Annotated in this window: 24 protein-coding genes; 8 read left to right on the plus strand and 16 right to left on the minus strand. The window is 66.2% G+C overall.

Features of this window, described 5'->3' with window-relative positions; all coding sequences use genetic code 11:
* Positions 1-43: 43 nt before the first annotated feature.
* Positions 44-694, minus strand: coding sequence for a PEP-CTERM sorting domain-containing protein (locus ACJMK0_RS10020; RefSeq protein WP_405237988.1), 651 nt, complete (start codon positions 692-694; stop codon positions 44-46).
* Positions 695-979: 285 nt separating this feature from the next.
* On the opposite strand from ACJMK0_RS10020, the gene ACJMK0_RS10025 reads away from it, so the two are divergent.
* From ACJMK0_RS10025 to ACJMK0_RS10035, 3 genes are all read left to right on the plus strand, one after another.
* Positions 980-2,245, plus strand: coding sequence for a Na/Pi symporter (locus ACJMK0_RS10025; RefSeq protein WP_405237990.1), 1,266 nt, complete (start codon positions 980-982; stop codon positions 2,243-2,245).
* A gap of 52 nt (positions 2,246-2,297) precedes the next feature.
* On the plus strand, positions 2,298-2,807 hold the full coding sequence (locus tag ACJMK0_RS10030) for a DUF456 family protein (RefSeq protein ID WP_405237992.1): 510 nt from the start codon (positions 2,298-2,300) through the stop codon (positions 2,805-2,807).
* Between the two features lie 97 nt (positions 2,808-2,904).
* Positions 2,905-4,413 (plus strand): tryptophan halogenase family protein, encoded by a 1,509-nt coding sequence (locus ACJMK0_RS10035; RefSeq protein WP_405237994.1) that lies wholly within the window; start codon positions 2,905-2,907, stop codon positions 4,411-4,413.
* Between the two features lie 70 nt (positions 4,414-4,483).
* Here ACJMK0_RS10035 and ACJMK0_RS10040 read toward each other — a convergent pair whose 3' ends face one another.
* The 9 genes from ACJMK0_RS10040 to ACJMK0_RS10080 all read right to left on the minus strand — a co-directional run bounded on the left by ACJMK0_RS10040 (position 4,484) and on the right by ACJMK0_RS10080 (position 12,031).
* Entirely contained in the window at positions 4,484-4,972 is a 489-nt protein-coding gene (locus ACJMK0_RS10040) for a GFA family protein (RefSeq protein WP_405237995.1), read from the minus strand.
* A gap of 16 nt (positions 4,973-4,988) precedes the next feature.
* Positions 4,989-5,357 carry a cupin domain-containing protein gene (locus ACJMK0_RS10045; protein ID WP_405237997.1) on the minus strand — a complete coding sequence of 123 codons (369 nt, stop codon included), beginning with the start codon at positions 5,355-5,357 and terminating at the stop codon, positions 4,989-4,991.
* A gap of 31 nt (positions 5,358-5,388) precedes the next feature.
* Positions 5,389-5,790 (minus strand): cupin, encoded by a 402-nt coding sequence (locus ACJMK0_RS10050; protein ID WP_405237999.1) that lies wholly within the window; start codon positions 5,788-5,790, stop codon positions 5,389-5,391.
* Between the two features lie 107 nt (positions 5,791-5,897).
* Entirely contained in the window at positions 5,898-6,389 is a 492-nt protein-coding gene (locus ACJMK0_RS10055) for a hypothetical protein (protein WP_405238001.1), read from the minus strand.
* Between the two features lie 144 nt (positions 6,390-6,533).
* A complete protein-coding gene (locus ACJMK0_RS10060) occupies positions 6,534-8,267 on the minus strand; it encodes a hypothetical protein (RefSeq protein ID WP_405238003.1) in 1,734 nt (577 codons plus the stop codon).
* Between the two features lie 107 nt (positions 8,268-8,374).
* Positions 8,375-9,079, minus strand: coding sequence for a dioxygenase family protein (locus ACJMK0_RS10065; protein WP_405238005.1), 705 nt, complete (start codon positions 9,077-9,079; stop codon positions 8,375-8,377).
* Between the two features lie 176 nt (positions 9,080-9,255).
* Positions 9,256-9,930: a tetratricopeptide repeat protein gene (locus ACJMK0_RS10070; protein WP_405238007.1), complete on the minus strand. Its 675-nt coding sequence runs from the start codon at positions 9,928-9,930 to the stop codon at positions 9,256-9,258.
* A 170-nt stretch (positions 9,931-10,100) separates the two neighbouring features.
* The gene (locus ACJMK0_RS10075) at positions 10,101-10,700 is read right to left on the minus strand and encodes a thioredoxin family protein (protein ID WP_405238009.1); all 600 of its coding nucleotides are present in this window, start codon (positions 10,698-10,700) and stop codon (positions 10,101-10,103) included.
* Between the two features lie 104 nt (positions 10,701-10,804).
* Complete coding sequence (locus ACJMK0_RS10080; protein WP_405238011.1) at positions 10,805-12,031, minus strand: pectin acetylesterase-family hydrolase; 1,227 nt, start codon at positions 12,029-12,031, stop codon at positions 10,805-10,807.
* 327 nt (positions 12,032-12,358) lie between these two features.
* On the opposite strand from ACJMK0_RS10080, the gene ACJMK0_RS10085 reads away from it, so the two are divergent.
* The gene (locus ACJMK0_RS10085) at positions 12,359-15,832 is read left to right on the plus strand and encodes a hypothetical protein (protein ID WP_405238013.1); all 3,474 of its coding nucleotides are present in this window, start codon (positions 12,359-12,361) and stop codon (positions 15,830-15,832) included.
* 81 nt (positions 15,833-15,913) lie between these two features.
* Entirely contained in the window at positions 15,914-16,201 is a 288-nt protein-coding gene (locus tag ACJMK0_RS10090; protein ID WP_405238015.1) for a hypothetical protein, read from the plus strand.
* 27 nt (positions 16,202-16,228) lie between these two features.
* On the opposite strand, the gene ACJMK0_RS10095 is transcribed toward ACJMK0_RS10090, so the two are convergent.
* From ACJMK0_RS10095 to ACJMK0_RS10105, 3 genes are all read right to left on the minus strand, one after another.
* Positions 16,229-16,786: a sigma-70 family RNA polymerase sigma factor gene (locus ACJMK0_RS10095; RefSeq protein WP_405238017.1), complete on the minus strand. Its 558-nt coding sequence runs from the start codon at positions 16,784-16,786 to the stop codon at positions 16,229-16,231.
* Positions 16,787-16,822: 36 nt separating this feature from the next.
* On the minus strand, positions 16,823-19,483 hold the full coding sequence (locus ACJMK0_RS10100; protein WP_405238019.1) for a serine/threonine-protein kinase: 2,661 nt from the start codon (positions 19,481-19,483) through the stop codon (positions 16,823-16,825).
* A gap of 188 nt (positions 19,484-19,671) precedes the next feature.
* Positions 19,672-19,872, minus strand: coding sequence for a hypothetical protein (locus ACJMK0_RS10105; RefSeq protein WP_405238021.1), 201 nt, complete (start codon positions 19,870-19,872; stop codon positions 19,672-19,674).
* A gap of 165 nt (positions 19,873-20,037) precedes the next feature.
* Here ACJMK0_RS10105 and ACJMK0_RS10110 point away from each other — a divergent pair, with 165 nt between their 5' ends.
* Both ACJMK0_RS10110 and ACJMK0_RS10115 read left to right on the plus strand, forming a co-directional pair.
* Positions 20,038-20,274, plus strand: a complete 237-nt coding sequence (locus tag ACJMK0_RS10110; protein ID WP_405238022.1) for a hypothetical protein — start codon at positions 20,038-20,040, stop codon at positions 20,272-20,274.
* Position 20,275: 1 nt separating this feature from the next.
* Complete coding sequence (locus ACJMK0_RS10115; RefSeq protein ID WP_405238024.1) at positions 20,276-20,686, plus strand: hypothetical protein; 411 nt, start codon at positions 20,276-20,278, stop codon at positions 20,684-20,686.
* 76 nt (positions 20,687-20,762) lie between these two features.
* Here ACJMK0_RS10115 and ACJMK0_RS10120 read toward each other — a convergent pair whose 3' ends face one another.
* Complete coding sequence (locus ACJMK0_RS10120; RefSeq protein WP_405238026.1) at positions 20,763-21,695, minus strand: LysR substrate-binding domain-containing protein; 933 nt, start codon at positions 21,693-21,695, stop codon at positions 20,763-20,765.
* Positions 21,696-21,798: 103 nt separating this feature from the next.
* Between ACJMK0_RS10120 and ACJMK0_RS10125 the strand changes: the two genes are divergently transcribed.
* On the plus strand, positions 21,799-22,083 hold the full coding sequence (locus ACJMK0_RS10125; RefSeq protein WP_405238028.1) for a DUF4242 domain-containing protein: 285 nt from the start codon (positions 21,799-21,801) through the stop codon (positions 22,081-22,083).
* A 30-nt stretch (positions 22,084-22,113) separates the two neighbouring features.
* On the opposite strand, the gene ACJMK0_RS10130 is transcribed toward ACJMK0_RS10125, so the two are convergent.
* Both ACJMK0_RS10130 and ACJMK0_RS10135 read right to left on the minus strand, forming a co-directional pair.
* Positions 22,114-23,727 carry a serine hydrolase gene (locus ACJMK0_RS10130; protein WP_405238030.1) on the minus strand — a complete coding sequence of 538 codons (1,614 nt, stop codon included), beginning with the start codon at positions 23,725-23,727 and terminating at the stop codon, positions 22,114-22,116.
* Between the two features lie 121 nt (positions 23,728-23,848).
* Positions 23,849-25,459 (minus strand): tetratricopeptide repeat-containing sulfotransferase family protein, encoded by a 1,611-nt coding sequence (locus tag ACJMK0_RS10135; protein ID WP_405238032.1) that lies wholly within the window; start codon positions 25,457-25,459, stop codon positions 23,849-23,851.
* Positions 25,460-25,467 lie beyond the last annotated feature (8 nt).

The following is a 25,467-nucleotide window of genomic DNA, read 5'->3' on the forward strand; positions in this document are numbered from 1 at the left end:
GCCGGGGTCTTTATCTTTGGTCAAAATCGTGCATCGCCGCGGCTCAGAACGCCCGTCGGCGCACAAGAGCGAGGCCGAGCAAGCTGATACCGAGCAGTGCCAGGCTACTAGGCTCCGGCACCTTGACAGAGCCGACAGTGATGCCATGCCAGTACTCGTCGGGACTGGAACTCCAAGAAATGGAGGTAAGAAGCCCATCAAACTGTAAAGCTCCGTGAAACTCGTAACCGGTAAGCGTGTTGCCCGTCAGACTGTAGGCACCCGCCGAGCCACCCCAATATCCAACGCCGCTGCTGAGCACGGCAAAATTCTGATCGAAAGTATAGGAAACCGGCAAATTCGTCCTGCCGAGACTAACGATTGCAATGATCGGATCCAGAATGGCTTCCGAGAAGGTGATCGTATGACTTGCCGACGAATCCAGAGCAACCATCTCCGAAGCAGTTGGCGCGTTATCTATCGTAGAACTAGACGTGTAAGGCGCGGGGTCTCCATTCTCCGTCCAAAAATTCGTACCGCTTCCGGTCTGTACGAAGGCGTAATCGCCAGTGTATGTCACCGTGATGTCGTCCAAGAGGCCGAACGCCTGGTCGCCGCCGTACTCTTGCCAATCCGTCCATTCAATCTCGTCTGCCTGTACGACAGATGCAGAGAAGAGAAGGATGGTGGCGAAAACAGAAAAAGATTTTTTCATCTTGAGTCCCTTCAGTCCGTGTGATGCTCGCTAGGAGTTGAGCAAGATTCATGCCGATTTCTAGAAAATTCGACAAAACAGTCAGCTGGGCCGGGGTGTCGCTCAGCAGCACCGCCTGGCAGGACTGATCTGGAAAGTTTTTCGACACCGCGATGCGGGATGATCGTCCAGTACCGACTGCAGACAACAAAGCTCAATATTAAATTTTGGTTACGCCTCTTCCGTGGGGCGAAAGTCCGGGAGAAGATCACGGGCCGTTTGCACGACTCCCCACGGAATGACGCGTTGACCAAAAACCGGCCGACCGCCAGCGAGCCATCCGTACGCCAGTCGGGCCATGCCCTGACCTGGGCCGGCGTCGCCCTGCTCGCCTACATGCTGCTGGTGGGCGTCGGCGTCATCGGCGACGGCTTCAAGTGGCTGTCCGGCGGTGCCGAGGGCGCCGAACGCATCTTCGCTTTCGCGAGCAATCCGATCGTCGGCGTCATCCTGGGTACGCTGGCCACCGCGCTCGTCCAGTCATCGAGCACCGTGACCTCGGTCATCGTCGGCCTGGTCGCGGGAGGCGTGCCGGTCTCCATCGCCGTGCCCATGATCATGGGCGCGAACATGGGCACCACCATCACGAACACCATCGTCAGCCTGGGCAGCCTGCGGGAGAAGGCGGCCTTCAACCGCGCCTTTCAGGCCGCCACCGTCCATGATTTCTTCAATCTCTACAGCATCCTCATCTTCCTGCCCGTCGAGATGCTGTTCCACCCGCTGGAGCGCGCCGCCGGCGTCGCGGCGGGCTGGTTCAGCGGCGGCAGCGGCGCCTCCATCAGCGATCTGAATTTCCTCGGCGCCATCACCAAACCCGTGGCCGCGGCTCTCACCGGCGTATTCAAGGCCTTGCCGACCACGGTGGGCGCCTCCCTGGCCATCGCGCTCGGCATGGCCATGGTCATTTTCTCGGTGATCTATCTGGGCAGGCTGCTGCGCGCGGTGATGATGGGAAGCGCGAAGGGCGTGGTGGACCGCGCCATCGGCCGCGGACCCGCTGCCGGGGTTGCCTCCGGCACCGCGGTCACCGTGCTGGTGCAGTCTTCCTCCACGACGACGAGCCTGGTGGTCCCGCTGGCCGGCGCCGGCATCCTCACCACGCGTCAGATCTATCCCTTCACCCTGGGCGCGAACATCGGCACCTGCATCACCGCGCTGCTCGCGGCCACGGCCATCACGGGTCCCTACGAGATGGTCGCGCTCCAGATCGCGCTGGTGCATCTCTTCTACAATCTCGCCGGCGTCTGCGTCTTCCTCGTGATACCCCTCCTGCGCGACCTGCCGATCCGTTCCGCCGAATGGCTCGGACGCCGGGTGGAGGTCAACCGGGGCTGGGCGCTGGGCTATCTGCTGGGTGTGTTCTTCGTATTGCCGGGCGGCGTGTTCGGCGGGGAGACGCTGTTCAACGGGGAAGGAACCGCGGCGGAGATCGTCGAGGCGGAGAGGAAGGAAGAGGCACTGGAAGCGGCCGAGCAAGAGGTGCGGGAAGAGTCCATGGCGATCGAGTAAGGCCGGCCCGCTGCGTTATAGTGACCGCATCGCCGCGAACCTATCGCCCACCATGCTGACCGCCGCTTACGCCATCCTGCTGATCCTGCTGAACCTCGTGTTCTGGGCATCCATCCTGTTCGGGCTGCCGGGCACCTGGCTCATGCTGCTCTCAGCCGCGCTCGTCGACTGGTTGCTGGCCGACGCGCCGATGTTCGGCTGGACCATCCTGCTGGCCTGCGCCGGGCTGGCCACGCTCGGCGAGATCCTGGAGTTCGTCCTCGGGGCGGCGGGCTCTCGCAGCGCCGGCGGCTCGCGGCGGGCCGCTGCTCTGGCCATCGTCGGCGGCATCGTCGGCGCCATCCTGGGCACGCCGGTGGTGCCGCTGCTCGGCACCCTCATCGGCGCCTGCATAGGCGCGTTCGCCGGTTCCATCCTGGGCGATGTCTGGGCTGGCCGGCCGCTAATCCACACCATGGAGGCGGGCAAGGGCGCCGCGGTCGGCCGCTTCTGGGGCACCGTCGCCAAGATGATCATCGGCGGCGTCATGGTCGTCATCCTGGGCGTGGCCGCCTTCGCCTGACCCGTCCGGTACCCGACCGGTCGCACCCCGGGGCACGCGGGAGCGCTTCTGGTAAAGTCGTCCGCGTCCATACCGGCAAGGCTGATACGGAGCGGAGATGGCCAGACCCCCGGAACACATCGTGATCGTCGGCGGCGGCAGCGCCGGCTGGATGGCGGCGAGCATCTTCCTGGCGAGCTTCGGGCGTCAGGGCAGCAGGATCAGCCTCATCGAATCGAGCAACGTGCCCACCATCGGCGTCGGCGAGGGCACGACGCCGCTGTTCAAGCGCTTCCTGAATTTCCTCGGCATCCCCGAAGCCGAGTTCATGGCGGCCTGCAACGCCACCTACAAGCACGGCATCGAGTTCCCGGACTGGACGGCCAACGACCAGTTCGCGAGCTATTTCCATCCCTTCGCCTCGCCCGCTTTCAGCCAATACGACGGGACGTTTTTCGAGGCCTGCAACCGGCGGCGGCGGGGCGAGGCCGCAGACACGGATCCCGCCGGGTATTTCTTCGCTGCGGAACTCGCCGCCCAGCGCAAGGCACCTGCCGGACCGCCGCCGCGCACGCCGGACAAGATCGACTACGCCTACCACTTCGACGCCGGCCTGCTAGCGGAATTCCTGAAACAGCGCTGCCGCGCCAACGGCATCAATCACGTCATCGATCACGTCAACGACGTGGTGCTGAAAGAGAACGGCGACATCAGCCACCTGGTCACCGAGGAAGGCGGCGACCTGCACGGAGATTTCTTCGTGGACTGCACCGGCTTCGCGCGGCGGCTGCTGGGCCAGAAGCTGGGCGCGGAATTCACCTCCTACAAGCCGCGCCTCTTCAACGACAGCGCCGTGGCCCTGCGCACGCCGCTGCCCGGGGAAGGCGACATCCCGCCCTACACCGAGTCCCGGGCGCTCAGCGCCGGCTGGGCGTGGCGCATCCCCCTCACCAACCGCATCGGCTGGGGCTACGTGCACAGCTCGGACTACATCACGCCCGAGGAGGCCGAACGGGAGCTGCGCGAGCTCATCGGCGCGCCGGCGGAGGAACAGCCGGCCCGCCACCTGAAGATGCAGACCGGTCGGGTCTCGGAGCACTGGAAGAACAACTGCGTGGCCATCGGCCTGTCGCAGGGTTTCATCGAACCGCTGGAGGCCACCGCACTCGGCCTGGTGCAGTTCAGCATCAATCGCTTCGTCACCCAGTTCGTCCGGGGCAATTTCGAGCCGACGTATCGGGATCACTTCAACCGCATCGTGAACGACGCCTTCGACTCGACGCTCGACTACATCCAGATGCACTACAAGCTCACGACGCGCAGGGACACCCCCTACTGGCGCGACTGCGCGGCGAACGAGAACGTCTCCGACGTCATGCGCGGCGTGATCGAAGGCTGGGACAGCGACGCGCCCGACTTCCTCCCGGTGCTGCAGCGCCACGTCCGGGGCTCGTCCTACGCGCCCTACTCCTGGTATTGCATCCTGTCCGGCATGGGCCGGTATCCCGAGGGAGCGGCAGCCGGGGAGAAGGCGGAGAACCCCTACCGCGGCGAGGTGGGCCGCTACTACGGCCACCGCGAATACCTGCAGAATCATGTAGGAGGGCCTTCAGGCCCGACTGTTTAATGAACCGGGGCTAAAGCCCCTCCTACATGCCCATCACGGGGTCGGGCCTGAAGGCCCTCCTACATGTGTGTCACGTTTCCAGGCCCAGGCGCTGGTGCCATTCGGCGATGGACTCGTCGGGATAACCCTCGAACACCTTGTCCTGCTCCTCGGCCTGCACCGGGACCCAGTTGGCTTTCGAGCCCGTGAGCAGATGGGTGCGCTCCGGCGGCTGCGGCAGGTCGGTGTCGATGGCCGAGGCGAACGGATGCACCAGGTTCGGCCAGCGCGGGTCCCATACCCACAGGGCGCTGCCGCAGTGCTTGCAGAAACGGCGCTCGCCCCGGCTCTCGCGCCGCTCCCCGGTCTCACCATCGGGCACCCTGGCATGGAACACGGTGATGTGCTCGCCGCCCTCCACCGCCAGCGTGCGGGAGTCGCCGCTGAGGTTGATGGCGTAGCCGCCGCCGCCCGCCGTCTTGCGGCAGATGGAGCAGTAGCAGAGGTTGAACGGATACGGGTGTTTCGACTGCAGGCGGAAACGCACCGCGCCGCAGTGACAGGAGCCTTCGAGTTCCATGAGCTGCCTCCGGTGGTCAGTCGTCGTCCCGGTGCACGGTGTCCGGCGAGAATGCCGGCAGGCACACGGCGACGTACTCCGCGCCGCCGGGGTCCGGCGTGCTGTAGCGCACCCACTCGCCCTTCTCCGCGACGACCGCCTGGCCGGCGCCCACGGTGAACGCCTGCGACTCGGTCTCCACCCGCAACGCGCCTTGCAGCACGACGGTGAACTCGTCGAACTCCGGCCGCTGGCCCGGTTCAGACCAGCCCTCCGGGCTCACCATGCGGGCGACGCTCACCGGCGCGTGCTCCGGCGTGTTGGCATGCCCCACGTATTCCTCGATGCGCTTCGGCGGCTCGCCGACGGCGGGCACGACGGTGGGGGCTTCGATCAGTCTGGCCATGATATCTCCCGGTCTGGCGGATCGCTCCGCGTCAGTCTCTCGGACGGTGCTCTGTTCCCAGCCCCGCCGTAATGAACAGGGCGGTGGCTTTGCTATCCACATCAGCGGTGTGCCACACCCCCGGTTCGTTCACCGCGTACTCGCCGGCCTGCAGCTCGACAGTCGTCTTCGAACCGTCCGGCCGCTCCTGGTGCAGGGTCATCGACCCGGCGATGCAAAGCACCACCTCGCTGCCATGGGGATGAACCTCCCAGGTGTCCCAGGGCTCGCTGAACGAGTGCATGGAGACGAGCCGCGCCTCGACGCCGTCGGCACCGTGCCGCTCACCATAGCCCTGGTACCAGTCCATGTCGCCGGTGAACGCAGGCTCCACTTCGGCAGTGGCACCGGGACCCAGGTGGATGGGGTGCTTCGTGATGTCGATACCCGCCATGGCGAATCTCCCTGTCCGTAACCTGCGCCCCAAGCGTACCGGCGGGAGCCCGCAATGTCAGGCCGGCTACGCGGCCGTTCGGCAAACGATCTGCAGGGTGCCGGGCGCTATTCGGGACAGACGCCGCGTATGAAGTAATGGCGCCCCATGCCCTTCAGCACGAACTCGTCGTCTTCCACGGAGTCGATCCTGAGATCGAACACCATGAACATCGGCCGCAGGTCGACCATGTCGCCCTGGATCTCGTAGCTGCCCGGATCCATCTCGCCGCTGGTCGGATTGCGCTGGTAGGTTAGCGTGCCGTCCGCGTTGAAGACGTATTCGATGCCCTGCTCTTCCCGGTTGCCCTTGCCCAGATCGGTGTAGGCGAAGCACCAGGTGCCCTCCAGGTACTCCGGCGTCAGTGCGGGGCCACCGCGCGCTTCGGTCTCTTCTTCGGCAACCGGCGCCGGCGGCGCGGACTCCGCCTCCTTTGCCGCACCTTCCCTGGCAGCATCTTCAGCCACGACAACAGACTCCGGCGCGTCGCCCGCGCCGCCGCAGGCGGTGAGCAGCAGCGCGACGAACCCGATGGTAGTGCTACGGTACGTGATCTTCATGAACGCCTCCCTTGCAGTGAGTGCCGAGGCGAGCCCGGCGATCGTAGTGCAGTCATAGTCTACCAATGCACGCCGATCGCCCGGGTGTCATTCGGATTCGTCAATCCGGCCGCGGCAATACCGATCTGCTGACAACCGGCCGACTCACTTCAGGCAGCTGCAGTTATCACAGGACCTCTCGGGCGTGGAGGCGCAGTACTGGCTGAGCGGAAAGGCCCAGGCCGCGCTGAGGCTCCCATCAACAGGCAGCTTCGACTTGCCGACACCGGCGCCGAGACCGATACCGGGCAGGAACAGGTTCGATTCGAGGATGAGGTCCACGCCCAGGCTCACGACGCCCTGACCCTTTGGACTGGGCCCGGTGCCGCCGATACCGAACCCCAGTCCTCCGAAAGTGTTCATGTTGGCCTCCCAGAAGAACAGGACCCGAACATCCGCACCACCGCCGACATTGGTCACCGCCTTGACCTGCGGTTCGAGATAGAAGCCGCCATTGCCGCGAAGATCCGTGACGCCAATGATGCTGATGCCGCCGCCGAGGCCCTTGGCCCCGGACAACGTCACCTGGTAGCCGATGAAGAAATGTCGCCAGAGCGGGTCGGCCAGTGGAATCGGGTCCCAGTTGTCGTCGGCATGGGCACTCGAGATGCCCAGCATCGGCAGCGCGCCGAAGATGATGGCCGGATTCGGGCGCGCCTGCTCGATCTCCGCGAGGAGGCTCGGCGGCACCAGGTCGTACATCGTGACCAGGCGGTCCATCCTCGCCAGATCACCGCCGCAGACCGTCTCGGCCGAGAACATCTCCCGGACCAGAGTGCGGCTGGCGGGATCGTTGAGCTTCGCCAGGATCGGGCCCGCTTCCGGAATGACCCGGCTTACGATGGCATCACTCATGAATTCTTCGCCGCGCTGGCGTGCCGCCTCCGCCTTACGCCTTAGCTCCGCCGTGGTGCGATGCTGATCGAGGGCCAGATCGAGCAGGTCGGCAGGTTTGGGGGCCTGGCTCAGCAACGCCGCAACTTCCTGACCGCCCCACAGCGCATCGACGAGTGCCCGGCAGGCCGTTTGGCCGAGGCGATCTTCCACGCATCGGTTGTTGAGGAAGTCTTCGGCCAATCCGGCGTCGCAGGAGGGAAGGCGTTCCACGAGCAGGCACGGACGCTCGCCGAGGGCGCCGCAGCGGTTGCGCTCGAAACAGCGTCCGCCGACATTGGCAAGACCGTCGTCGCACAGCCCGAACACCGGGCTGGCCCCGGCCACGAGATTGCCTGCGGCGCAGGCGTTTGGTTCGTTCACCGGTACCAGCGTGCGCACGTATCCTTCGGGGCAGGACCAGCAGCTGCCGTCACGGGTCGGGTCGAAGAAGGACCCGTCCGGGCAGGCAAGGCGCTTGCGCAACGTGGCTCGGGCAAACGACGGACCTCGCCATTTCGTGCAGGCATTCTTCGCGGTGACGGGAGCGGCGGTGCGGGCGTAACCGCTCGGACAACTCCAGCAAGAGCCGTTCGGGTCCCAGAACTGGCCTTTCGGGCAATCGGTGCCGAGCAGGCCCGTCCCGCGCCCGTTACGTTTCGCCCGTGCCGTCGTCTCACCCGGCGGGCGCAGGCAGGCGTTACCGGAATTCACCGGCGTCACCTGGCGGACCGTGCCCGACGGGCAACTCCAGCAGCTACCGCCGTTGATGGGATCGAAGAACGACCCGTCCGGGCAACCCTTCGGTTTCTGACTCTCGTAGGTTGCGGGCGCGACCGAGCACGCCGGCTGGCCGAGACTGCCGCATTCCATGGCAGCAAAGTCGACCGCGTGGCTGGTTTCAGGCGCGGCGAACAGCGCAGCAAGTGCGAAGCCGGCGATCAGGTGGATGACGAGACGGTACATGCTGACTCCATGAATCCAGGCCCGGCATGCGGGCGGCGGGTGGCGGAAGTTCGGGCCGGCGACCGACCCCAAGTGGAAACGAGACTCTGACGGGGCGCCGACATCGGTCAGTCCAGAGCGAGTACTACGTCGAAGGTGGCGCTCATCGGGGCCGAGGGGCCCGTCTTGAGCGGCTGGAATTCGACGGTCAGTTGTCTGCGCGCTTCCGGCGAGTGCCGCCGGTAGATCGAATCGGCGGCGTTACGCTCGGGCTGGCCCGCGTCGTAGATCCGGGTGGTGAGCGGCACGTGGCCGGGCGCCGTCACACGCATGTGAACGTGCGGCGTGCGTTCCGCGCAGGGCACGGGGCGCAGGGTGCGGAAGTGGTAATTTCCAGCCCAGTCCGCGGTGGTGACGCCATAACCTGCGAAGTTGCGATCGGGGCGCCCCGAGGCCTGTGGATGACGGTATACGCCCCCGGCGTCGCATTGCCAGATCTCGACCCGCGCGGCACGGACAGCTCCGCCGCCGGTGTCGAGCACGCGGCCCGACAGATAGACGGCGCGGCCCGCGGCGAGGGGAAAGCTGCGGCCATCCGCTTCCGCTCCTCGGCGCGCGTCGTGCGCCGGGCTCGAGCGAGGCGGCACGATGCGCAGCAGATCGTTGTCCACGTCGACGGGCAGCGCGGTGGGATAGAACGAACCCTCGCGCTCCTGTGGGGTCGGCAGCAATTGCCCGTGCCGCTCCTGCAGGTCGCCATGCGCGCTGCCCAACGGCATCAGGAGAGAGCCGCTCAGTGCGAGCAGAAGTCTCCGGCCACTGAATCGACCCATCGGCGTCACTCGGGTCGAGCAGCGATCGAATATATGGTGCCTGTTCATCTCTCCCTGACGGTGATTCGGTGGGCCTTATCCGTACAAGCAGGATCCCGGTCCGAATCCGATCAGGAAGAGCGCAGTTTTTTGCCGGCGTCCGGGAAGGCCGACCGGTTGCAGAGCGGGCTCGCAAATCAGCGGAACTGAGTCTTGACGCGGTCTCGCAGCAGGTCGATCAGCAGGCCCTGATAGTAGTCCGGGCCCCGCTCGGTGGCCGCGTCCAGCATGGCCTCGAGCTGGGCGGCGGAGACTTCCAGGCCGTCGCAATCGGTGAACGTGCCCTTCACCGCGTAATACGGGAAGCCCACGAGACCGGCATAGCGACCGGCCTCGGCCGAACGGCGGATGAGTTCGCCGCCGTAGCAGGGATCGGTCTCGGTGCCGCTCCAGCCGGTGACGAGGATGTAGCCCATCACGAACAGCGATTGGGGATAGCCGGCGCGCAGCGCGGCCTCGCGGTACGGTTCGGCCGCTGCATGCATGCCGGAGTAACCATACGCGCGGGCCAGCTGATAGTTCAGGCGCGGGTTGTCCGGGTCCACGGCCAGTGCCTTCTTGCAGGCTTCGATGGCGGCGGGCTTGTCCATCCCGGCCCGGCTCACGCCGTCCGTGACCGAATTCGGGTCGGACGGATGTCCGGCGAGCCGGTCGCAATCGGTGATCCCGGAGGAATAGTCGTCCGCGGAATAGACACCGATCTCGTCGAGGGGCACATAGATGGAGTCGTTCTCCGCGGTCGCGGCGTCGGGCAGGAAAGCGAGGAGCAGAGCTACGGCGAAGGCTGCGGCATAGCGCATGGGGCAGGACATATCAGCATCTCCCAAGGTGAATGCACCGCCGCCATGATAACCGCATACAATCGACCGATCGCGGGATGCCCCACGGATTCGCGAACCTCGTCGCCCACAAGACACTGAAGAGCGACGCCGGCAGTGCGGCATCCGGTCCCGCTGCGTGAGCCTGTTGCCCGGTAATTCGGTCAGACCCTGCTCTCCTCGGCCGGCGCCGAGACCCCCGCCTTCAAAATCCATTCGCGTAACTCGCCGTAGCTCAGGGCGCCGGCGTGACGCGCGATCTCCATACCATCCCGGAAGACAACCAGTGCCGGCAAGCCACGTACGCCGTATTCCCCCGCCAGCGCGGAGTGACGCACCGTGTCCACCTTCGCCACGATGCAGGCATCACCCAGCTCCGCGGCCAGACGCTCCAGCGCCGGATTCATCATGAGACAGGGCCCGCACCAGGCCGCCCAGAAATCCACCAGCACGGGCCGGCCGCAAGCGATCATCCTTCTGAGCGTCTGCTCGTCGGCATCCAGCGGCTTCCCCCCGCGCAACCCGGCGAATTCGTCCTCCGTCGGCCCCACCGCAACGGGCCGCGGCCGGAACAACGCGGCGAACGGCCAGCGGATGACGGCGATCAAATTGCTGGTCAGCAGGAGCAGTACGATCGAAGCATAGCCAAGCAGACGCAGCGGAAGAAGGCTCATGCGGGACTGCGTGCGCTCGAGCCAGCCCTCCAGCAGATTCACCCGCCGAAGCAGCCGATCCGAGAGGGAACCATGCAGCTCGTCGGTCATCGTCGCAAACCCGCCACGCGCGCAACCAGGAAGAAATGCCCTGCGCGGAAATGGTAACCGCGCAGGGCATTCATCCAAAGCGCGCCGGAGCGCGGCTCAAGCCATCATTCGAGGCAATTGGGTGTGCAGGACACGTTGCGCCAGTCGCTGCCCCACCACAGCCAGCGGCGGTTGATCATGTCGTCGACCCAGTCGACCAACGGCACGCCGGCCGCCGAGTCCTCGGCGTAGAACTTGTCGCTGCCGACAACGGTGTGATCGCCGCCCGCCGCGATGTAGTAGCGATAATTCCAGGTCTGCAACGCCACCAGGTTCATGTAAGTCCGGGCCCGGATGGTCCACTCGAACGCGGACAGCGCGAGCTCGTTCGGATCCTCCCACAGATCCGGTCGGTCCGTATTCCGCGCGAGGTTGAAGAAACCGATCTGAACCTCGTCGAAGGCCGTCGTGTACTGCCCGAACCGCGCGCCCGGATAGTTCCAGGCCAGCGACTTGAAGAGCTCGACCGTGATCTGGTCGGCGCCGGACGAGAACGCGGACTGCAGCTCCGGTGCCAGGTTCTCCCAGACTCCCCAGACGCCGTCCGGCGTGAGCGTGCGGTTGTAGAAATCATCAGTAATGACGCCGTTGGCCGCGTCAACCAGGACGCGGGTACGGGTGTACCAGGGCAGCATCCGCGCGATCGCCGGGTAGTGATAAGTGACACCGTAGCCACCGGCGCTGGCGCCGCTGAGGAAGACCTTGCCGGGGGCATAACCGAGCTCGCCGTAATGCTTCGCCAGCCAGTCCAGCACGAAGGCCACGTTGTCGGCGCCGCGGTGACGGATGGTCCAGTCTAGCGGCCCCAGCTCCGTTTGCAGCGTGTACTCCTGATCATTGGAGCCCGTGTGCAGATCACCCGTGCAGTAAGGGATGTAGACCTGAGTGTAGTCACCGATGGGATTATCGGGGTTGGAGGCATCGGCGAGCCCCGGCGAGGCATTCAGCGACTCGACCGTCTCGTCGATCTCCTGGGTATAGACCGACGAGCCGAGCAGCGGTGTGCCGATGCAGGTGTTCTTGTCCCAGCAGGCACCGCCGCCATCGAAGAAGATCGCCAAGCGACGCGGATCACCGGGACGGACGAAGAATGCATAGTCAGTGTCCGCCTGATCAGGCAAAGCGCCGGGGACCGGCACGGGCCCGCCTGAACAGGAAGGACTACGCTCTACGCCGTTGCGGTCGGTGAAGTGATCCGGCGCGTCGATCCGCTCCCAGCCGTCGGCGAGCGCCGGCGTTGCGGTGATGGACAGCAGTGCGAGTGCGAGACCAGGCGTGAACAGCTTGCGCATAATGACTCCCCCTCTTGTTTTCGTGCAGCGTGTCCCCCGGGAGTATAGACAACGAGGCGAGACACGCATGTTGCGCCGCGTCAATACGCGACCAGCGATTTAACATAGTCCTTCGGAGTGCGGCACCGCGCGTGCGAACGTACCAACGATGGCGCCGTCTGGTCGGAAACGGGTTCAACTATTCGGCCTGGCCCCTGCGGCCCGAATCAGGTCGGATACCCGTGCTGCCTCCCTCTCCGCAGAATTTCGATCTCCCGTCGGAATATCCCGCCTCCGCGTCGCATGAATGGGTAAGGCACCACCCATTCGAGGAGAGAGGACGTTCCGATGAAAACCAGAATCGATACCCTGCCGGCTGCCGGCCTGAAAGCCATCCCGGGCCTCGCCCTGCTGCTCGCGCTCGCCGCCTGCGGCGGCGGTGGTGGTGGCGGGGACACCACGACCAACCCTCCTCCGCCACCGCCGCCGCCACCGCCCCCATCGACCTACAGCATCGGTGGTACCGTGTCCGGGCTCGCGGGCAGCGGACTCACCTTGCGAAACAACGGCGGCGACGATCTAGCCGTCTCCGCGAACGGCAGTTTCGCCTTCGCCACCGAGATTGACAGCGGCGACACCTACAGCGTCACGGTCGCCACTCAGCCTGCCTCTCCGGATCAGACCTGTACGGTGACCAACGGCTCCGGCACTGCCACGGCGGATGTCACCGACGTCGCAGTCGCGTGCGAGACGAATACGGCGGCAACGGACACCGACGGCGACGGCCTGACCGACAGCGCAGAGCTTCAACAGTACGGTACCTCGCCGATCCTGGCCGACACTGACGGTGACGGCTACTCGGACTTCGACGAGCTCATCACCAACGGCTTCGATCCTGCGGTGAACAACTTCGTCTTCAACCCCCGGGTCGCCGACGTCCCGGTTGTGCTCATCCGTATCCAGGAGACCCCGATCATCGGCTGGAACTACGTTGAGGGGACGGCTCAGGGCACGACGACGAGCACCAGCCGATCGCAGGCGCAGACCAACTCGACGTCTACCTCCTATGGCGCGAGCACGACGATCGGCGTGGAGGCAACAACCACGGCGACTGTCGGCGCGAGCGTCTCCGGGCCTTCCGCTGAGGTCAGCCAGTCCGTATCGGTGTCGGCCTCCGCGACGGTCAGCTTCGACCAGACCAACACCAGTGAGAACCGGACGGCCTGGGAGGAGATGCAGGCGAACAACGTGGAGACGACGAGGGACACCGAGAGCGGCTTCATGCGCTTCGGCGTCCGCATCGAGAACGGCGGCCATCTCACCTTCCGCATCGAGAGTCTGTCGCTCGCCTCCACTCGCACCAGCGAGGGCAAGGACCCTTTCACTCCGACGGGCACATTAAATCTCGACGGCGCGCAATCGTTTCCCGCCACGAGCATCAGCCAGGGCAACGAGACGCCGTTGCTGACCTTCGAACAGAACGACATCGACCTGGGCACGGTCAGGAGTCTCCTCAACAACACGCGCTCGATCCAGGTCGAGCCCCTGTACGAGATCGCCGACCGCAACGGCCTGCCCTTCCCCTTCCAGGAGCAGGATATCGCGAACAACACGGCCAAGATCGTGATCGACTACGGCCCATACCGGGAGACCGAGTTCTACCAGGTGGCGACGAATACGGTGCCTAACGCGCCGGGTCAGACGCTGCAGGTCCTGCTCGACGAGTTTCTGCGCGTGCCGACCACCAGCGATGGCAGCGGCCTCACCACCGTGCGCGGCGAGCAGTCGGCGGTCGGCCGCTGGGTGGTCACGCGGAATCGCAAGCGCGACACGGAGACCGAGACCGCCATCTTCGATCCCGAGGACGCAAACTACGCCCTGGCAGACATCGAGGTGCGGGCGCGTGACGAGGTGCTGCTGGTGCTGCTCGAGGATTCCGACGGGGATGGCATCGGTTATCGCGAGGAGCGCTTGCACGGCACCGACCCCGACGAACCGGACACCGACGGCGACGGTCTCAGCGACTTCGAAGAGATCCGCGAAACCTGGACCGTGACCGCCGTGAACCAGATCGACCCGAACCGCTATCCTGCCACTGTCTCGTCGTCGCCGATTGCAGCCGACTATGACGGCGACCTGGTCGCAGATGCCGACGAGCGCGACCGCGGCCTCGATCCCTACAACCGGGACACGGACGGCGACGGGATCGACGACTTCACCGACACGGACAACGGGAACCTGCCGCTCGTGAACAGCACGGTAGTGGCATTCGGTAGCGATCCCTTCGGTGATGCCGCGCTTGAGAGCGAGTACGCGGTTCAGCTGACCGGCAGCGTCACGGCGAACGCGCCGAATGTCCCCGCCAATGTGGACATCGACTGGCGCTCCGATGGCACGGACGTAACATCGTTCCAGGTGCTGAGCGGCGGCAACGCGAGCCTCAGTATCGACAGCAAGTTCCTGTATGACGGAGCGGGGCAGTGGACGCTCACGCTGGACGCGGTGGACGACTCCACGCCGCCCAACAGCCTGACCGAAACCGCCACCATCGTATTCACGGAGCCCACCCGTCCGCAGAACGTCTACGGCTACGTGAACGGGTGGCGGACGCAGCGGCACGTTCGGCAGGTCATCGACATCGACGAGGACGGGCATGCCGACATCGTCGGCCTCTCGAACAGCGACACCACGGTGGCGCTGGGTTCCCCGGGCGGATTCTCACCGCGCGAAGTGTGGTCGACCGGCAACTGGCACTACGGCATTTACGATGACGTGAACTCGGAGCCGAGGCTGTTCGCCGATATCGACGGCGCCCGGGGCCTGGAGATCGTCGGCGTCGACATCACCGGGGGTGGTGCCTTGAGTACTGCTGTCGTCCGGTACGGACGCAACAGCGGCTCGGCGTTTGAGGATCCTTTGGTCTGGATCGCCGATCTGGCCTGGAGGGGAGCGTCGGACAACGCGTATGTCGCTGACGTCGACAACAGCGGCTTCCCGGACTTCGTCCATGCCAGCGCCGAACTCGACGCCATTCAGGCCTACACGAGCAGCGGCTCGAGTCTGGAGCTGACCCAGCGCGACGCCACGCCCCTGCCAGCCGGCGAGGTGATCGATCGGACCACCTATCCACTCGAGGTCGCGGATCTCGACGGCGATGGCTGCGCGGATGTCGTCTACTTCGGCAGCACGGATACCTGGGTAGCGCAGGCTCGGTGCGATGGCTCGTTCGAGGACTTCGTGGTCCTCACCCCCAACTTTGGCCGGAACGACGACCGGGGCTGGGACGTGGTGCGCAACGAGCGCTGGGTGGACGACATCACCAGCGACGGACTGCCGGACATCGTGGCCGTCGGCTCGGATCGGATCCTCGTGCTCGTCAACCAGTCCGCGTCGGGCGATATCAAATTTGCCGAACTACGGGACTTCGGTGACGCCTTCACCAACCGCAGCGGCTGGGCGCCCTTTCGCGATATTCATGTCCGCTACCTGGCGGATGTGAATGCGGACGGCTACAAGGATCTCGTCGGCTATAATGGCGGGGGTGCTGCCATAGGCATCAATCGCCTCGGCATCGACGGCACGCCGGCCTTCGCACAGGAGAGGATCGTGGCCACGGACTTCAAACTCGGTGCGAACTTGGACGGGAACGGCGACGACCGCTGGTTCGCTGACGACCCGACACCTTGCGATTTGACACCCTGCCGAGAGTTCTTCCCGCGCCAGGTGGGAGACGTCGACGGCGACAACCGGGCGGACCTGGTCGGGTTCGATCGTGCCGGTATCGTCTACCAGCCAATGCCCTACGTGACACAGTTCGAGTGAGCAACGGGTAACCCTGACACGCCCGGGCGGCCACATGGCCGCCCGGGCTCTTTTCCGGATTCAGCCACTGGGAACCCTATCGTGGACCAGAGTCGCCTCAGGCAGCTGTTCGACCGCGCGCTGGCCGTCGAAGAGCACGACCGGCGGGGATGGCTGGATCGCGCCTGCGGCGATGACGCAGACCTGCGCGAACTCTTGGACACCCTCCTCGAGGCGGCCAACGATGACAGGGAGATCATCCGCACGACGGTCGACAGTACGGTCCGATCCCTGCTGAACGAAGAAGATGAGATCGGCGACAGCGGACGCTACCGCGCACTCGCCGGTTGGATCAACCGGCTGAGGACCGGCGGCACGACCGAACGATGAGACGCCCCGGCGGCCCGGCGCCGCAACCTATCTCAGCGCCTTCCTCACCCATGCACGCGCGAAGCGCACGTCCTCGTAGGCCGTGCTTTGCGACACCTCCAGGGCGTGCGCCGCTTCGTCGACCGAGAGTCCGCCGAAGTAGACCAGTTCCAGCGCCTTCGCAGAACGGGGATCCGAATCCGCCAGCGAAGTAAGCGCCTCGTCCAGCGCGATGATCGGTAGCTCCAACGCAGTATCGTCCACGCCTGCTGCTCCGGTCAGCGTGACGTTCGCCGCGCCGTCGCCGCGCTTCTCCCGATTCGTGCGGCGGGCATGGTCGACCAGCACCCGCCGCATCATCCGGGCCGCCACTACGAAGAAGTGCTTTCGATCCTCGTAGTCGATGGCGCTGCCCGCAACTCGCATGAAGGCCTCATTCACCAGCGCAGTCGGCTGCAGCGTATGGTTGTCCCGTTCCGAGCGCATGTAACTGCCGGCCAGCCGGCGCAGCTCGTCGTAGACGAAAGGTGCCAGCCGTTCCAGCGCACTCTCGTCGCCGCCGCGCCAGGCCTGCAGGAGCCCGGTTATTTCTTCGGAAACACCCATAATGCCTCCAAGCATAGGCGATGCAGTAGAGTCGGGCTACCGAGCCACCGTCAGCCCCCGGTACCGATCGGCCTCGCCGGTCTCGCCCCGAGCATCCAGGAACTCCACGAGGTAACCGGCGGTCTTCGCCGTGAGCGGGTGCTCGTCGCCGTACAGCTCGCGCTGGCTTGCCACCGCCCCGGTCAGGAGTTCGCGTGCCTCGGCATCCTGACCGAGGCGGCCGAGCGCGCGGCCCAGGATGCTGCGGCCCAGCGCCTCGATGTGGCGCTCGTGGTCGGGATACTCACGCATGCGCTCCAGCGTCTCGCGGGCCTGTGCCGCGGCGCCCTGCACGTCTCCCGTCTCGAAAGAAGACTCGGCATAGCCGATCTCCGCAGCGGCGAGGAAAGGGTGATAGTCGCCGTAGGCGGCCCGGTAGATCGGGATCGCCTGGTCGAGCAGGGCGAGCGTAGCCGCATGGTCGTTCTGAAGCTGGCGCATCCGTGCCTTGTTGACGAGGTGCCACGCGTAGAACGGATGATCGGTGCCGTAGAGCTTCTCCGCCACGCCGCGCGCCCGGTCGAGCGCCTGGTTGGCTTCCTCGAAGCGGCCCAGCTGACCCAGCGACTTGCCGAGTGTCGAGAGCTGCACCTCGTAGTCCTCGCTCTCCTCGCCGAGCACCCGGCGGGTGTGCTCCACCGCCCGTTCCAGGTACGTCAGCGCCTCTTCCAGGTCGCCCTGCCGACGGAGGGCGACACCGATATTGTTCAGCAGCGCCCCCACCAGGGGATGGTTCGGCTCGCCGCGCTCTTCCAGAATGTCGAGTGCCCGGCCGTAGTGGTCGATGGCTCCGTCGACGTCGCCCAGGGACTCGGCGATGTTGCCGATCTGATTCAGCACGTTCACCCGGAAACGGCGATCGCGGTGTCCCGGCGGCAGGTCCTCGAGTATCGCGAGCGCCGCCTGGAACTCCTCCAGCGCGCCGAGCTGATCCCCCTTGTGGCGCAGCGCCTTGGCGATGGCGTTGCGCGTGGATGCCACTTCGTGGGAAGCCGGGCCCATGGTGTCGATCTGCGCGGCCAGCACCTCGCGCAGCAAGGCAATCGACTCGTCGACGTCATTGCCCGCCAACCATACGAAATCAGCGTAGTTCCGCTTCGAACCAAGCGTCTCGGCGTGCTTGTCGCCGAGCGTCTCGCGCCGCACAGTCCACGCTTCCCGCGACAGTGCCGCGGCCTCCTCGCGCAGGCTGAGCGCGTTGTACGTGTCGGCGATGCGCTGCATCAGCCGCGCCCGCTCCACCGGCTGGTCCGCGAGTTCGGTGCGGATGCGCGCGGCGCCCGCATCGAGAAGATCGCGCACCGTCACCTCCTCGCCGGCACTCTCGAAGCGATCGGCGCCGGCGAACAGATCGGTGAGAAAATCCGTCACCTGCTCCGCCCGCGCCCGGGCGGCCTCGGCCGCGTCGCGCTCGGTGAGGATGCGGTCGACGAACAGCGCACTGAGAGTCGCGATGGCGGCGATGACGCCCAGCGCGGCCAGCACCGGCGTGCGGCGACGCTTCATGAACTTCGCGGTGCGGTACTGCCAGGTGTCCGACCGCGCCATGACCGGTTCGTCGCGCAGGTAGCGCCCGATGTCCTCCACCAGCTCGCCGACCGTGCCGTAGCGGCGCTCCACCTCGGCGCGCAGGCCCTTCAGCACGATGTTGTCGAGATCGCCCTTGAGCTCGCGTGCGGTCTCGCGCCCGTTCCCGTACCCGTCGCCGCCGTCCCGCGTGACGGCTGCGCTCGGCGGTTCGCGATCGCCGTCGCAGATGGCGAAGTGCAATGCCGCGGGGTCGTTGGCGGTGGCCTCGTAGGGGCTCGCGCCGGCCAGGAGTTCGTACAGCAGGACGGAGAGGGAGTAAACATCGGTCGAGATGGTCAGTGGCTCGCCCTTCAGCTGCTCGGGGCTCGCGTAGCGGGGCGTGAGCGCACGGTGCTCGGTCACCGTCGGCGCCGCCTGGCTGCTCTCGTCCTCGAACAGTCGGGCCAGCCCGAAGTCCAGCACCTTCGGTTCGCCCTCGCCATCCACGAGGACGTTCGAGGGCTTGATGTCGCGGTGGACCACCAGGTTGCGGTGGGCATAGTCGATGGCGGCAGATACCTTGCGGAACAGCGCGAGCCGCGCAGGGATATCCAGAGCGCGGGCCCGGCAGTACTCGTCGATCCTCAGCCCGTCGACGTATTCCATGGCGAGCCAGGGCTCGCCGTCGGCCGTGGTGCCACCGTCGATCAGGCGGGCGATGTTCGGGTGCTGGAGCCGCGCCAGAATCCGCCGTTCGTCGTCGAAGCGCCGCAGGGCCAGCGGCGACATCAACGCCGCGTTGACCAGCTTCACCGCCGCCTGCTGTTCATAGCTGCCGTCGGCACGCTCTGCCAGATACACCGCGCCCATGCCGCCGCGCGCGATCAGCCGCGTGAGCTTCCACGGGCCGTAGACACGGCCTGCGCCGGAAGGGGGCGCGTCACCCAGGGCATTCGAGGCAGCGCCCCCGACGACCCGGCGCACGGTATCGTCGCTCAGGTCGAGTCCGGCGAGCAGCGCCTCCAGTTCGGCACGCAGCTCCTCGTCGCCTTCGCAGGCGGCATCCAGTCGCGCAGCGCGCTCGTCCGGCGGGAGCTCGGCCAGCTCATTGAATATCTGCTTTACGCGCTGGAAGCGGTCGGCGGCCACGCTGTCATCCTGCGAGACTTACCCGTCATGCAGGAGGGTAGCCGAAACCGCGCCGCCATGCGCCGGTTCGGGTAAGAGGCGGGGGGCAGCCGCAGGCCACAGGCCAAACGCTGCGTGGGGACAGTCAGTAGCCGGAACGGGCCGGAGTAACGCCTACACCCCGTTGTCGGAATCTTCCCGTGGCCTTCTCAACTCAATTCCACGGGTTCGTGCCGCTTCAGCACTTCCATGATCTCGGCTTTCGTCGATTCGGCGGTCTTCACCCGTATCTTCCGGTTGTCCCGGTCGACGTAGATGGTCTCACTGGGAATACCAAGCGCACGAAGATCTTCTTCGACATTCTTAACGGGCGTCGCGTCGCCGTAGGTCGCTGTCACTTCTTCGGTCATCGCATTTGCTCCTGCTCGCCGGCTGTGTGATCGGGAACGGTCGGCGCTGGTCTCGTATCGACCGCTTATACGTTAGACATTGATGCCAAAAGCAAAATTTCAAGCGACGACCGTCCGGAACGGCGCGCGCGCGGGATGCTCCGCTCCCGGTAAAGATTATCTTTAATGGCAAAAAGAAATCTTAGCTTGCCGAAAAATCTCCCTTACCGAAAATCGAATCGACGTCCGGTCGACCGCAATCCGATCGGGCGTCGACGAGTACAGAAGACAAACTGGAGGTTTCGCCATGACAACAAAAATGATCAGCACAAGGGCATTTTCGACATTCGCAGCGCTGATGCTGCTCGTGCAGAGCATCACGCTCGCACAGGTCGCATCCGCCGCACCACCGGCAGCGGCTGAAATGCACGCGGAGCTGGCGGCGGCCCGCAAAGCCACGGCCCGGTACCACGATATCGACGCCGCCTACGCCGACGGTTTCGTGGACATCGGCTTCTTCCTGGACGGCGTTGGCTGCCATCTGCTCAACCAGGGCCTGCTGGACGACCGGTTCGAAGCGGAGCGGCCCGAGATCCTCATCTACGCGGATTGCACCCCGGGACAGGGCGGCAAGGCCGAGCTGCGCGCGATCGAGTACGTCACTCTCTGTGGCGGACCGCCGGTCTGCACGCTCCCGGCTCCGGAGGGATTCACCGGCGACAGCGACTTCTGGACGCCGTTCACGGATGGGAGCCTCTGGACTCTGCATGTCTGGGTGTGGCGGCACAACCCGGACGGGATATTCACGAAGGTTAATCCGCGGCTGCTGGAGTAGCCACGCTGCGGCGCCGGCCGGGCCGCTCCCATGGGGCGGCTCGGCCGCTCCGGCGCCACCCACCGGATCACCCGGTTCACGCGACACCGACTCGCGCCTGCAGCCGGCCCAGCGTTTCCTCGGCCTGCTCTCCCAACCACTCGCGAAACCGGTCCACCGAGCCACGCCGCAGGCGGTCCGGGCGGAACGCCACGCAGTAAGCGGCCCTGGTCCAGGTTCCCTTGTCGACGTCGAAGGGCAGCGAGAGACCGCCCTCCTCCACTTCGGGCAGCACGAGCGACAGGCCGCAGATCATCAGCCCGGCGTTGGCATAGACCGCTTCCAGCGCATGCTGCACACGCTTGTAGCGGATGCCGCGATCCGGTGCCGTGCGGCGATGCCCGTACTCCCGGATCCATTCCTTCCAGCCGATCTCCCCGGCATCCACGGTGTAGCGGTCCAGGTGCAGCAGCGGGAAACCCTCCAGCCGGCTCTCTTCGGGCAGCTTCGAGATGCGCTCCGTGTTGGCCGGTGAGCTCACCGGAAGAAGGTAATCATGGAACAGCGTTTGCTCTTCCTCGCCTCCCCGGCTGCGGCCGAACCAGATCTCGCAGTCGGCGTCGCCCAGTCGCACGGGCACGTCGCCGATGCCGTTCAGGCAGAACAGCGAATTCGGGTTCTCGGCCCTGAACGCCTCGAGACGCGGACGCAGCCACAGCTCGGCCAGGTCCGGGTCGGCCGTGATGTGGATCTCCTCGACCCGCTGGAAGTCGAGGATCTGCGAGACCGTATCCAGCTCGCGGAAGGCCGCGCCGAGGTGCGCCATGGCCGCCTCCAGCTCGCGCGTGGGCCGCAATCCGGAGCGGCCGCGCACCAGCAGGTCGTAGCCCAGGTAGTCTTCCAGGGCGCGGATACGCTGGCCGACCGCGGCCGGCGAAATGGCCAGTTCCCGCGCCGCGGTCTTCATGGAGCCGGTGCGTAGCGCCAGCTCCAGGGCCTGCAATGCTCTGAGATGGGTCGTCCCGGGCATCGGCCAATAATAAAGGTCAGCTTTAGCAAGAGGAAGAATATTTACATTGATCGATCGGTCGGATCGGAGAAAATAGTTCCCCGCACAACGGCGGAGCAGAACCATGGGACAACTGAAGCGATACATCATCGAGCGCGAGATCCCGGGCGTCGGAGCCATGTCGACCACCGAGCTCTGCGGCGCCGCCCGGGCGTCGAATCAGGCCATCGACCAGCTGGGCAAGGACATCCAGTGGCAACACAGCTACGTGGGCGGCGACAAGACCTACTGCGTGTACCTGGCGAAGGACGAGGACACCGTGCGCAAGCATGCGGAGCTGAGCGGGATTCCGGTGGCGAGCATCACGGAGGTGCCGCAGATCATCGATCCGTTGACGGCGAATAACTGACGGGCGTCCGGCAAGCGGCCCGGCACCGGATCATCCGGCGGGCCGCGCCGCCGCGTCACAGAGATCCCCGATGGCCTGGGCCGCCTCCCGGCCGCTGCCCCAGCGGTGCAGGTGGCCGTCGGAGTAGTAGTAGTAGATGACGTCGTTCGGGAACATGGCTATGGCAATACCGCCGAAACCGGACATGAAGGGCACCCACACCGGATGCCCGCAATCGAAATCGGGGCCGGCATCGTAAGCCCAGAACCCGTTGTTGTAACGGACGCGGGCATCCCCGGCCGCGAGCCCGCGGTCGTCGGGGCGCCGCTGCAGCGCGGCGTCCAGCAATGCACGGTCCAGCACCTGCGTGCCGCCGATCCGGCCGGCGCCGTCCATAAGCCAGCGGGCAGCGCGCAAAACGTCGTCCGCCTCGTAGGTCAGGCCGTAGCCGGTGAAAGGCTGGGCCGCGCGGTCGTAGGTGCGCTTCGTATCGTCCAGCAGCGGGCCCAGCCGTAGCGGACGCCAGACCGAGTCGACCAGTAGTTCCCGATAGACGTCGGCCTGTCCTCCCCTGTCGAGCAGGCGCTGCATCGCCGTGCCAACCAGATACGTATCGGAGGTGTGATAGACGAAACGCGCGCCCGGCTCGGCCCGGCGCGGAAACAGGCCGCAGGCCAGGCGGAGCTTCTCCGCGTGGCTGTCGGAGAAGATGAACTGCAGGTGGCCGGCGGCATCCTCGTCCTCGTACGGCCGCGCCGAGTCGTAGTTGCCCGTGGCCATGTCGAGCGCGTTCTCGAGCGTGACGTCGCCCCAGCGCTCGCGATCGCAGGCCTCGATCAGCGAGGCGATCGGCGCCTGTGATGCGCCGGGACTGATTTGCTCGAGCCGCATCAGCCCGACACCCGCGAACAGGGATTTGGCCGTGGAATAGGACGGCAGCGGCAGACTCGTGCACCAGGGGTAGGGCCCGTAGCGCGTCGGGCAATCGCTGCGGTAGTGGATGCCGCCGGCGACCAGGCCCATCACCGTGAGGTCGCCACGCTTCAGGCCGTCGGCATCACCGAGCGACGAGGGGTTCACGCCCGGATGGTCCTCGGCCAGGCGGGCGAGCGGGCGCACCGGCAGGCGCGCGGCCTCGTGGCGGCGGAAGCGCGCGACCTGTGCCTCCGCCGACGCCCCGGCCTCCGCCGCTTCGTAGTCGATATCCATGACGCCCCAGGCGTCGAAGCGGAGATAGGCGCAGGTCTCGCTGACGATCTGCCACGCGGCCCGGGAGACCCGCCCCGCATCGTCGAACAGCCAGGTCATGACCCCGTAGTGGGTGCAGTTGGCGGCACGCTCCTGCAGTGCAAACGGTACCGAGGCCCGGCTCCATCCGCCGTCGCCGGGTTCCTGCCAGGCCCGGCCCGGCTGCAGGATCAGCTCCCAGTAGGGATGGTCGGTGCGCAGCACGCCGAGCGTCAGCGGCACGAGGTCGCCGCCGTCCTGCAGGTAGCCGAGGTCGAAGCGCGGGAGCGAACGCAGCGCCTCGCCCACGCCGGCCGCCCGGTCGAACTCGTCCTGTAACAGCCGGAAGCCGTCGGCCGACGTCGTCTGCGGTCGGAGCGTACCGGAGAAACGATGCCGCGGCGACGACGCCTCGGCTGGCGGCGCGTACTCGGACATCGGCACCGGCTCGGCGAGCGGAGCGTCACCGAGGAGAAACGCAGCGGACAGAACCCGTGGTTCCGCCGCGTGACCCGTCGCCGCGAGGAGAAGAACGAGGATCGCGCACGTCCCGGCTGCGCTATTCCTCCAGCGGCACACCGGCGGCCTCCAGCACCTCGATCAGTGGAGCGAGTTGACGCCGATAGTCCTTCCAGCGGCCGACCGAGGTGCGATACACGGGTCGGCGCACCTGCACCGTGCTCGCCGTGGTGGACGCCTCCGGGTTGGTGTGGAACTCGAGGCAGCGGGGCTGCCAGTCGAGCACGCAATAGTCCACGAGCCTGCGCGCCTCTGATTCCAGGTCGTTCACGAGATCCTCGTAGCGGACCGTATGTATGACGCCGGGCAGCACGCGTTCCCAATGTTTCATCAGGCGGTCGTAGGCCACGTAGTAGCGGCCGAGTTCGGTGAGGTCGTAGGAGAACGGATAGGCGTCCACGAACAGCTGCTTGTAGATGGCGTAGCAGGTATCCAGCGGATGGCGCCGCACACTCACGATCCTCGCATTCGGCAGGGCGAGGTGGATCAGCCCCACGTAGAGGAAGTTCAGCGGCATCTTGTCGATGAAGCGCGGCGTATGGCCGGTGAACGGCCGCGTGCTCTCGACGTAGGCCCGACCCAGCGCGCGGAAGTCGAGCTGCGTGCTGCGCCTGACCAGTTCGTCCCGGTCTTTCGGCGGCGCATAGCCGACGGCTCGTACCTGCTGCATCATCTGCTCGGCGAAGTTCGTCAGTTCGCCCGCCGCGAAGACGTCGGTGTGGCTCGCGAGGATGCGCTCGACCAGCGTGGTGCCGGTGCGGGGTAGCCCGAGCACGAAGATGGCCTCGGCGTTGTCTTGGCCGGGCACGGCGCCCTCGAATCGATCCGCCCCATATTCGTGCTCGAGTGCGGCCATGGTCTCGACGTCGCGGCCGACGTCGTAACGCATGTACTCGCGCCGCGTATCCGCACCCTCCTTCAGATACCGGAACGAGCGGACCGACTCGCCGAGGTCCTCCAGCTCCTTTGCCAGCGCGTAGAGGATGTGGACGCGCCCGCGGGCATCTTCAATACCCGCTTCCAGCAGTTGCGTGAGCGCCGCCACGTGATTCTTCTCCGGCGTCTGCCCGCGGAGCTCGGAGCGGATCTTCCATGCCTCGTAGTCGGTCGGGTCCAGCCGGATGGCTTCGTCGAAGTACGACTCCGCCGCTTCGATGCGGCCGAGGGAGCGCTCGAGCGCCGCCACGTTGTAATGGTGCTTCGCGTGTCCGGGTTCGGCTGCGACGGCCTGCCGGTAGTGCGTGACGGCCTGCTCCCGGCGTTCCAGCCGGGTCAGCAGCAGGCCGAGCGTGGAATGCTCGAACGCCGTGCGCAGCCGCCGGCTCTGCAGCCGGTCGACGAGTTCGCCGAGTGCCTCGATGTGGCCGAGCGCCGCGAGACAGAGTCCCTGCTGCAACAGCAGGACGGTGCGTTCGGGCTCGAGCTCGAGCGCCTTCTCCGCCGCGGCGAGCGCGCCCCCGGGGTTCTGCATGCGCAGCGCGAGCTGGCTGGCCGCCAGCCAGCCCGGCGCGTAATCCGCATGCTGATGATTCAGCTGCCGGCAGACCGCGGCGGCGCCGCGGAGGTCGCCGCTGCGCATCCGCTCGCGCACCCGGGCCTCCAGCGTGGAGGCCGCGTCCGGTGGCGGCTTGTCCGGATGATGCGGGCGCATGGCCCGGA

The sequence above is a fragment of the Lentisalinibacter orientalis genome (genome assembly GCF_040706535.1).
Lineage (GTDB): Bacteria > Pseudomonadota > Gammaproteobacteria > Steroidobacterales > Woeseiaceae > Lentisalinibacter > Lentisalinibacter orientalis.

Bases quoted from the DNA above. Each gene is read 5' to 3' on its own strand.
- ACJMK0_RS10020 (WP_405237988.1), bottom strand. From the start codon at position 694: ATGAAAAAATCTTTTTCTGTTTTCGCCACCATCCTTCTCTTCTCTGCA.
- ACJMK0_RS10030 (WP_405237992.1), top strand. From the start codon at position 2,298: ATGCTGACCGCCGCTTACGCCATCCTGCTGATCCTGCTGAACCTCGTG.
- ACJMK0_RS10035 (WP_405237994.1), top strand. From the start codon at position 2,905: ATGGCCAGACCCCCGGAACACATCGTGATCGTCGGCGGCGGCAGCGCC.
- ACJMK0_RS10040 (WP_405237995.1), bottom strand. From the start codon at position 4,972: ATGGAACTCGAAGGCTCCTGTCACTGCGGCGCGGTGCGTTTCCGCCTG.
- ACJMK0_RS10045 (WP_405237997.1), bottom strand. From the start codon at position 5,357: ATGGCCAGACTGATCGAAGCCCCCACCGTCGTGCCCGCCGTCGGCGAG.
- ACJMK0_RS10050 (WP_405237999.1), bottom strand. From the start codon at position 5,790: ATGGCGGGTATCGACATCACGAAGCACCCCATCCACCTGGGTCCCGGT.
- ACJMK0_RS10055 (WP_405238001.1), bottom strand. From the start codon at position 6,389: ATGAAGATCACGTACCGTAGCACTACCATCGGGTTCGTCGCGCTGCTG.
- ACJMK0_RS10060 (WP_405238003.1), bottom strand. From the start codon at position 8,267: ATGTACCGTCTCGTCATCCACCTGATCGCCGGCTTCGCACTTGCTGCG.
- ACJMK0_RS10065 (WP_405238005.1), bottom strand. From the start codon at position 9,079: ATGGGTCGATTCAGTGGCCGGAGACTTCTGCTCGCACTGAGCGGCTCT.
- ACJMK0_RS10070 (WP_405238007.1), bottom strand. From the start codon at position 9,930: ATGTCCTGCCCCATGCGCTATGCCGCAGCCTTCGCCGTAGCTCTGCTC.
- ACJMK0_RS10075 (WP_405238009.1), bottom strand. From the start codon at position 10,700: ATGACCGACGAGCTGCATGGTTCCCTCTCGGATCGGCTGCTTCGGCGG.
- ACJMK0_RS10080 (WP_405238011.1), bottom strand. From the start codon at position 12,031: ATGCGCAAGCTGTTCACGCCTGGTCTCGCACTCGCACTGCTGTCCATC.
- ACJMK0_RS10085 (WP_405238013.1), top strand. From the start codon at position 12,359: ATGAAAACCAGAATCGATACCCTGCCGGCTGCCGGCCTGAAAGCCATC.
- ACJMK0_RS10095 (WP_405238017.1), bottom strand. From the start codon at position 16,786: ATGGGTGTTTCCGAAGAAATAACCGGGCTCCTGCAGGCCTGGCGCGGC.
- ACJMK0_RS10105 (WP_405238021.1), bottom strand. From the start codon at position 19,872: ATGACCGAAGAAGTGACAGCGACCTACGGCGACGCGACGCCCGTTAAG.
- ACJMK0_RS10110 (WP_405238022.1), top strand. From the start codon at position 20,038: ATGGCAAAAAGAAATCTTAGCTTGCCGAAAAATCTCCCTTACCGAAAA.
- ACJMK0_RS10115 (WP_405238024.1), top strand. From the start codon at position 20,276: ATGCACGCGGAGCTGGCGGCGGCCCGCAAAGCCACGGCCCGGTACCAC.
- ACJMK0_RS10120 (WP_405238026.1), bottom strand. From the start codon at position 21,695: ATGCCCGGGACGACCCATCTCAGAGCATTGCAGGCCCTGGAGCTGGCG.
- ACJMK0_RS10125 (WP_405238028.1), top strand. From the start codon at position 21,799: ATGGGACAACTGAAGCGATACATCATCGAGCGCGAGATCCCGGGCGTC.
- ACJMK0_RS10130 (WP_405238030.1), bottom strand. From the start codon at position 23,727: ATGTCCGAGTACGCGCCGCCAGCCGAGGCGTCGTCGCCGCGGCATCGT.
- ACJMK0_RS10135 (WP_405238032.1), bottom strand. From the start codon at position 25,459: ATGCGCCCGCATCATCCGGACAAGCCGCCACCGGACGCGGCCTCCACG.